The 7286-nt window shown below is 67.7% G+C and carries 10 protein-coding genes; 4 read left to right on the top strand and 6 right to left on the bottom strand.

The window, feature by feature from the left end; genetic code table 11:
* Positions 1–109 precede the first annotated feature (109 nt).
* Both IV088_RS20615 and IV088_RS20610 read right to left on the bottom strand, forming a co-directional pair.
* Positions 110–529, bottom strand: a complete 420-nt coding sequence (locus IV088_RS20615) for a PACE efflux transporter (RefSeq protein WP_291105798.1) — start codon at positions 527–529, stop codon at positions 110–112.
* 14 nt (positions 530–543) lie between these two features.
* Positions 544–756, bottom strand: coding sequence for a heavy metal-associated domain-containing protein (locus IV088_RS20610; RefSeq protein ID WP_291105796.1), 213 nt, complete (start codon positions 754–756; stop codon positions 544–546).
* Between the two features lie 262 nt (positions 757–1018).
* On the opposite strand from IV088_RS20610, the gene IV088_RS20605 reads away from it, so the two are divergent.
* Entirely contained in the window at positions 1019–1321 is a 303-nt protein-coding gene (locus IV088_RS20605; protein ID WP_236962949.1) for an RNA-binding protein, read from the top strand.
* Between the two features lie 82 nt (positions 1322–1403).
* Here the strand turns inward: IV088_RS20605 and IV088_RS20600 are convergent, their stop codons facing one another.
* Together IV088_RS20600 and IV088_RS20595 are read right to left on the bottom strand one after the other, a co-directional pair.
* A complete protein-coding gene (locus IV088_RS20600; RefSeq protein ID WP_291105795.1) occupies positions 1404–2687 on the bottom strand; it encodes an O-acetylhomoserine aminocarboxypropyltransferase/cysteine synthase in 1284 nt (427 codons plus the stop codon).
* 4 nt (positions 2688–2691) lie between these two features.
* Positions 2692–3159, bottom strand: coding sequence for a CoA-binding protein (locus tag IV088_RS20595; protein WP_291105793.1), 468 nt, complete (start codon positions 3157–3159; stop codon positions 2692–2694).
* Positions 3160–3179: 20 nt separating this feature from the next.
* On the opposite strand from IV088_RS20595, the gene IV088_RS20590 reads away from it, so the two are divergent.
* Positions 3180–3413, top strand: coding sequence for a 4Fe-4S binding protein (locus IV088_RS20590; protein WP_291105792.1), 234 nt, complete (start codon positions 3180–3182; stop codon positions 3411–3413).
* 125 nt (positions 3414–3538) lie between these two features.
* Positions 3539–4204: a nitroreductase family protein gene (locus IV088_RS20585; protein ID WP_291105790.1), complete on the top strand. Its 666-nt coding sequence runs from the start codon at positions 3539–3541 to the stop codon at positions 4202–4204.
* An 18-nt stretch (positions 4205–4222) separates the two neighbouring features.
* Here the strand turns inward: IV088_RS20585 and IV088_RS20580 are convergent, their stop codons facing one another.
* Together IV088_RS20580 and IV088_RS20575 are read right to left on the bottom strand one after the other, a co-directional pair.
* The gene (locus IV088_RS20580) at positions 4223–5788 is read right to left on the bottom strand and encodes a methyl-accepting chemotaxis protein (RefSeq protein WP_291105788.1); all 1566 of its coding nucleotides are present in this window, start codon (positions 5786–5788) and stop codon (positions 4223–4225) included.
* A gap of 160 nt (positions 5789–5948) precedes the next feature.
* Complete coding sequence (locus IV088_RS20575; RefSeq protein WP_291105787.1) at positions 5949–6368, bottom strand: MarR family transcriptional regulator; 420 nt, start codon at positions 6366–6368, stop codon at positions 5949–5951.
* A 157-nt stretch (positions 6369–6525) separates the two neighbouring features.
* Between IV088_RS20575 and IV088_RS20570 the strand changes: the two genes are divergently transcribed.
* Positions 6526–7286, top strand: a 761-nt coding sequence (locus tag IV088_RS20570; RefSeq protein ID WP_291105785.1) for an FAD-dependent monooxygenase, incomplete at its 3' end; no start/stop codon positions are given.

Raw genomic sequence — 7286 nt, 5'->3', positions numbered from 1 at the left:
GCGGCCGCGCTGGCGGCACACGTGTGGCCGCGCTTGCACAGCCCGGAGAGGCCGCCGCTGTGAACCGCGCCCGCCAGCAGGCCGCCACCCACAAGGGGCTTGCAGCCGCTCAGGCGGCCGACGCCGGCAGGCCGAACACCTTGTCGAAGCCGAGGTTGAAGGCGAAGGTGTAGACGAGGAAGAAGAGCGACAAGCCCAGGTCGAGCACCAGCGCGTGCCAGAAGCCGATGTCCAGCCACCACGCAAACAGCGGCACGAGCGAGACGATGAAGCCCAGTTCGAAGCCGATGGCGTGGGCGGCGCGGCGCTGGAAGCTGCGGCCGCGCACGGTCTGGCGCGCTTCCCAGCGCTCGAACAGCGTGTTGTAGACCAGGTTCCAGACCACGGCGATGACCGAGGTGGCCACGGCGACCACGCTGGCGTGCTGCAGGCTGCTGTCCGAGCCGGCGGCGAGGCCGGTGCTGGTGATGGCAACGGCCACCACCTCGAACAGGCTGACGTAAACGATCTTTCGGCGGATGCCTTGCAGGTTCATGCCTGGGGTCACGCCTGCACCTGCGCCTCGTAGCCGGCTTCCTGCAGCTTGGCGGCGATGTCGTCGGCCGAGATCATGGGGGTGTGGCTGACCCAGGCGGTGTGTTCGGCGAGGTTGACGTCGGCCTGGTTCACGCAGGGCAGGTCTTGCAGCTCGAACATGACGGCGTCGGCGTCTTCCTGCGTCAGCAGGGTGGGAATGTGGAAGGTGGTGTCGGGCATGGGGTTCTTTCAAACTCCGGAAAATATAAAACTATCTTTATATAAATGAAGAGAATATAATCGTGCACTTGAGCGAGGTTCGCTGGCATTGTCCATCCGGGTCCTCAAGGCCGGTCGCCCCAGGCGATGCCAGGCCCGTCTCAGTGAGGTGTTCTGCCCAAGGCGATCACCGCACACCGTTCCTGCGGTGTCCCACAGACACCGCTTTCCTTGCGCCACGGGCCTGTCCCGATCTCGGTGCACTCTCTCTGAAAGGCTCATCATGAGCAGCAAACTTTACGTGGGCAACCTGCCCTACACCGCCGACGACGCTTCGTTGCGCACCAATTTTGCCGAGTACGGCGACGTGACCTCCGCCAAGGTCATGATGGACCGGGACACCGGTCGCTCCAAAGGCTTTGCCTTCGTGGAAATGGGCAACGCCGAACAGGCCGAAGCCGCCATCCAGGGCCTGAACGGCATGTCCGTCGGCGGCCGCTCGATCGTGGTCAACATCTCGCGCCCGAAAGAGCCGAGCACCGGCGGCTACGGCGGTGGTGACCGCGGCGGACGCGGCGGCTACTGAGCGCTTCTCGCACTCGCAGAAAAACCGGCCCATGGCCGGTTTTTTTTCGCCCACGCGCCGCGGCGCTCTTTCGTGCCGGCGTTCAGGCGATCGCCCGGTCCAGCGCCTGGTCGATGTCCCACAGGATGTCGTCGATGTGCTCCAACCCGACCGAGATGCGCACCATGTCGGGTGGCACGCCCGCCGCGAGTTGCTGGGCTGCGTCGAGCTGGCGGTGGGTGGTGCTGGCGGGGTGGCTGATGAGGGTGCGCGTGTCGCCGATGTTGACGAGGTGGCTCATGAACTGCGCGCTTTCGATGAACTTCACGCCCTGTTCGAGCCCGCCTTTCACGCCAAAGGCAAGCAGGCCGGAGGCGCCACGCATCTGCTTTTTCATGAGGTCGTGCTGCGGGTGGTCGGGCAGGCCAGGGTAGTTGACCCAGCCCACGCGTGGGTCGTCTTTCAAATACTGCGCCACGGCGAGTGCGTTGGCGCAGTGGCGCTCCATGCGCAGCGGCAGCGTCTCGACGCCCTGCAGGATCTGCCAGGCGCTGGTGGGCGAGAGCGCCGCGCCGAACACGCGCAGGCCTTCCATGCGGCAGCGCATGGTGAAGGCGAAGTCGCCGAAGGTCTCGTGGAACTTCACGCCGTGGTAGCCCGGGCTGGGCTCGGTCATGCCGGGGAACTTGCCGTTGTCCCAGGGGAACTTGCCGCCTTCCACGACCACGCCGCCGAGCGTGGTGCCGTGGCCGGCGAGGTACTTGGTGGCGCTGTGCACGACGATGTCGGCGCCGTGCTTCAGCGGGTTGCAGAGGAAGGGACTGGGCACCGTGTTGTCCACGATCAGCGGCAGGCCGTGCGCATGAGCCACGTCGGCCACGGCCAGGATGTCGAGCACCACCATGCTCGGGTTGCCCAGCGTTTCGGCGAACACGGCGCGCGTGTTCGGGCGGATGGCGGCGGCGAAGGCATCGGGGTTCGTCGCGTCGACGAAGGTGGTCTCGATGCCGAACTTCTTGAGGTTGACCGCGAGCATGGTCACGCTGCCGCCGTAGAGCGCCCCAGCCGCGACCACGTGGTCGCCAGCCTGCAGCAGCGTGGTGAGCGCGAGCGCTTCGGCCGCCATGCCGCTGGCGGTGGCCACGGCGGCGCGCCCGCCCTCCAGCGCGGCCACGCGTTCTTCGAGCGCCGCCACCGTCGGGTTGGAGAGGCGCGAGTACACGTTGCCAAAGGTCTGCAGGTTGAACAGGCTGGCCGCGTGTTCGGCGCTGTCGAACACGAAGCTGGTGGTCTGGTAGATCGGCAGGGCGCGCGCGCCGGTGGCGGCGTCGGGGATCTGGCCGGCGTGGATGGCGAGGGTCTCGGGCTGGAAGCGGCGGTCGGCCATGGTGTCAGCCTTGTTTCGGACGTTGGGCCGAGATGACCTTGGTGTTCACCCCCGCCCAGTGGAGCCCACCGAACAGGCGTGCGTGTTCGATCTTCACGCAGCGGTCCCAGATCGAGTCCATGCCCGCTTCGGTCGCGATGCGGTCGGCCTCTTCGCTCCTCAGGCCGAGCTGTTGCCACAGCGTCTTGGCACCGATGGCGGCGGCGCTCTTCGCGATGGAGGGAATCTCTTCGACCTTGCGGAACACGTCCACCATGTCCACGGGAAACGGGATGTCTTCGAGCCGCGCATAGCTCTTCTCGCCCAGGATCTCGGGGTAGCGCGGGTTCACCGGCACGATGCGGTAGCCGTGCTCCTGCATGTACTTGGCGGCGAAAAAACTGGGGCGGTGCCATTCGGCGGAGAGGCCGACCACGGCAATGGTGCGGTCGCGCGCAAGGATGCGGCGCAGGGTGGGGATGTCGTCTTGCATGGTGCCCACACAATACCGGCATGGCGACCGAACGCAAGGCCCTGCCTGTCATCAACAAGACCCGCTGCACCGGCTGCGGCTGGTGCGTGGCGGTGTGCCCGCCGCATGTGCTGTCGCTCGAAGTCGAACACTGGAAGAAGTTCTCGCAGCTGCACGACGAAGCCGGTTGCACGGGCTGCGCGAAGTGCGCGGTGAAGTGCCCGTTTGATGCGATCACGATGGTGCGTATACCCGATCTGCCGCCGGCGCGCTGACGCGGCGGCACATGGGCGGAACACGCCACGTCTTCCCCGCGACAGCCTGCACGCCATGCTGCAGTGCGACAAGATGCCCCATCCGCCCACGCCATGTGGGCGCCACCCCCATTGGAGATTCCCCCATGAGCGACCTGTCGCAACCCATTCAAGCCCCCGTCCTGATCGACAAACTGCAGTGGCGCTACGCCGCCAAGAAGATGGACGCCACGAAGGCCGTGCCGCAGGACAAGGTGGACCGCATCGTCGAAGCCGCGCGCCTGGCGCCCACCTCCAGCGGCCTGCAGCCCTACGAGATTTTCGTGGTCACCAGCAAGGCCGTGCGCGAGCAGATCCAGCCCATCGCCTGGAACCAGGCGCAGATCACCGACGGCTCGCACCTGCTGGTGTTCGCCGCCTGGGACAACTACACCGCCGAGCGCATCAACCACATGTTCGACCTGACCAACGCGCAGCGCGGCGGCACCAACGAAGGCTGGGAAAACTACCGCCAGATGCTGCTGAACAGCTACCCGCAGCGCGACGCCGAGGTGAACTTCAACCACGCCGCCCGCCAGGCCTACATCGGCCTCGGCGCCGCGCTGATCGCCGCCGCGTTTGAAGAGGTGGACAGCACGCCCATGGAAGGCTTCGACCCCGCCAAGCTGGATCAGATCCTGAAGCTGCGCGAGCGCGGCCTGCGCAGCGTCGCGATCCTGCCGCTGGGCTACCGCGCCGACGAAGGCGACTGGCTGGTGAACCTGAAGAAGGTGCGCCGCCCGCTGGAGCAGTTCGCGACCGAAGTGAAGTGAGGTGAGCGGCGGCGGGCCTCAGGCGGCCTGTCGCGCGTGTCGGTCGATCTGGAACACCGACACCGAGGCCACCAGCTCGCGGGCCTGATCGTCCAGGCTCTGCGAGGCGGCGGCGGTCTCTTCGACCAGGGCCGCGTTCTGCTGGGTGGCCTGGTCCAGCTGGGTGATGGCCTCGCCCATCTGGCTCACGCCGATGCTCTGCTCCTGCATGGCGCCGGCGATGTCGACCACCAGCTGGCTCACCCGGCGGATGGCGCCGACCACCTCGGTCATCGCGGTGCCGGCCTGGTCGGCCAGCTGCGTGCCCGAACCGACCTGGTCCACGCTCGCCTGGATCAGTTGTTTGATCTGACGCGCCGCGTCAGCCGACCGGCCGGCCAGCGAACGCACCTCGGCGGCCACCACCGCGAAACCCCGGCCCTGTTCACCTGCGCGCGCCGCTTCCACCGCGGCGTTCAGCGCGAGGATGTTGGTCTGGAACGCGATGCCGTCGATCACGCCGATGATCTCGGCGATGCGCCGCGACGAGCCGTCGATGCTGCGCATGGTGCGCACCACCTCGGCCACCGTTTCGCCGCCGGCCTCGGCCACCCGTGAGGCGTCGGTGGCCAGCGTGCGGGCCGCCTGCGCGCTGTCGGCCGTGATGGCGATGGCGCCGCCAAGCTGCTCCATCGACGCGGCCGACTGCTCCAGCGCACTGGCCTGGGCCTCGGTGCGGCTGCTCAGGTCCTTGTTGGCGCTGGCGATCTGCGCCGAGGCCGAGCCCACGTGCTCCACCCCGCAGTGCACCTGGCCCACCAGGCTGCGCAGCCCGTCCTGCATGGCGCCCAGCGCCCGCATCAGATCGGCCACTTCGTCGCGCCCCTTCGCCTCGACGGTCTGCGTGAGGTCGCCGGCCGCGATGCGCCCCGCCGCCACCACGCCTTGCCGCAGCGGTCGCACGATGCTGCGCGCCAGCACCACCGAGGCCAGCAGGCCCAGGGCCAGCGCGGCCGCGCCCAGCCCCAGCTGGAGGCGGTCGGCGTCGCGGATGGCGCCGCTCACGGCCTCACCGCGCTGCTGCGCCAGTTGATCCTGCAGGCGGCGCAGGGTGTCGATCGGCTGCTGCAGGCGCGCCAGCGCCGGCAACGTCTCGCTGCGCATCAGCTGCTGCGCCTCGTCGATCCGGCCCGCCTGCACCAGCGGCCCGACCTGGACGAAAGAGGCCACGTAGGCGGCGCGGGCCGTGCGCAGCGCCGCCAGCGCGGCCTGGCCCTCGGGCAGCACCACCAGCCGGTCCAGCGTGGTCAGGGCGGCGTCGATGGCCTTGCGGTTGGCGTCGATGCGCGCCTGCACCACCGGCCACTGCGACGGCTCCACCAGCAGCAGCTCGGCCGTGTTCAGACCGTTGGCGCGCGTGGCCGTGTCGATCACCGACACCGCAGTCACCTTCACCAGCTCTCGCTCAATCAGCTGGCTGTTTTCCCGCCCGATCTGCTGCAGCGACAGGAACGACGAGGCCACCAGCCCCGCAATGAGCAACAACATCAACCCGAAACCGGCCGCCAACCGCGCACCGATCCGCAACCTCGACACATCCCACATGCTTGACTCCTGGCGCGCGGACACCGCGGCCTGATCAGAGGTTTTCGACCAATGAAGGGGCCGGCTGCATACGCCGGAAGAACGATGCGGCCACGGCAGAAGGAGGACCCTGCGTCGTCCGCGGCCAGATCGCCCCTCTCGGCGCGGCAAACCGCCGCGGCTACTGCCCCACGGCCTGACGGGCGAGCTTGAGAAAGCGCGCGCGGTCGGCGTCGCTCAGCGACGGCAGGATGTGATCCTGCAGGCCCCGCACGACCGGCACCAGCGCCTTGAACGTGCGCTGGCCTTCGGGCGTCAAGGACAGCTCGCGCGCCCGGCGGTCCCGCTCGCTCACGACGCGGCGCACCCAGCCCTTCTGCTCCAGCCGTTCGATGACGCCACCGATGGTCGCGCGGTCGTAGGCGATCATTTCCGCGACCCGTGCCTGGTCCGTGCCCGGCTGGTTGTGGATCGCGTCCAGGGCCGCGAACTGTATCGGCGTCAGGTCAAACCCCGCGGCCTGCGTGCGCTGCACGAACACCAGGGTCGACTGCTGGTGCAGGCGGCGGATCAGGTGGCCGGCCATGTCGAGAGAGTCCATGCTCGCGCTCCGTCTCAAGGTGGATGTTCACAGCGGCTCGCCTCGGTGGCGCCGTTTTGATAAGTATACGTACCGTCTTGACACCTAATAGTAAGCATAGATATCATTTGCCCACACACCAACCGTACACGGTGCGCTTCAACCCAGGAGACAAGCGATGCAGTTCTACAAAAATGGCTTTCGCGGCGGCAACCCCGACATCAAGCAGGCCGCGCCCAACCGGCGCAACCGCGGCGTCAACGAGCCGCTGCCGGAAAAGGTGGACGTGCTGATCGCTGGCACCGGGCCGGCCGGCCTGTGCCTGGCCGCGCAGCTGGCGCAGTTCCCCGACATCGAGACCATGATCGTCGAGCGCATGCCCACCAACATCATCAAGGGCAAGGCCGACGGCATCAACACGCGCACCATGGAAATGTTCCAGGCCTTCGGTTTCGCCGACAAGGTCAAGCGCGAAACCTACTGGGTGAACCAGACCAACTTCTGGATGCCCGACCCTGTGAACCCGCAGCACATCAAGCGCGTCGGCCGGGTGCAGGACGTGGCCGACGACAGCTCGGAAATGCCGCACATCCTGATCAACCAGGCGCGGCTGCACGAGCTGTTCCTCGAAGTGATGAAGAACTCGCCCTCGCGCCTAGCGCCCGACTACAGCTGGGAGATCGTGGGCCTGACCATCGATGAAACCACCAACGACCACCCGGTGACGGTGACGCTCAAGGACGCCAGCGGCGTCAACTGGTGGGCCACGCGCACGGTGCGGGCGAACTACGTGGTCGGCTGCGACGGCGCCCACTCCGCCGTGCGCAAGGCCATCGGCGGCGAACTGCACGGCGACGCCGCGCACCAGGCCTGGGGCGTGATGGACATCCTGGCCAACACCGACTTCCCCGACGTGCGGCAGAAGTGCCTGATCTCGTC

The sequence above is a fragment of the Hydrogenophaga sp. genome (assembly GCF_018780075.1).
GTDB lineage: Bacteria > Pseudomonadota > Gammaproteobacteria > Burkholderiales > Burkholderiaceae_C > Hydrogenophaga.
This window is presented reverse-complemented; position numbering and strand designations above follow the sequence as displayed.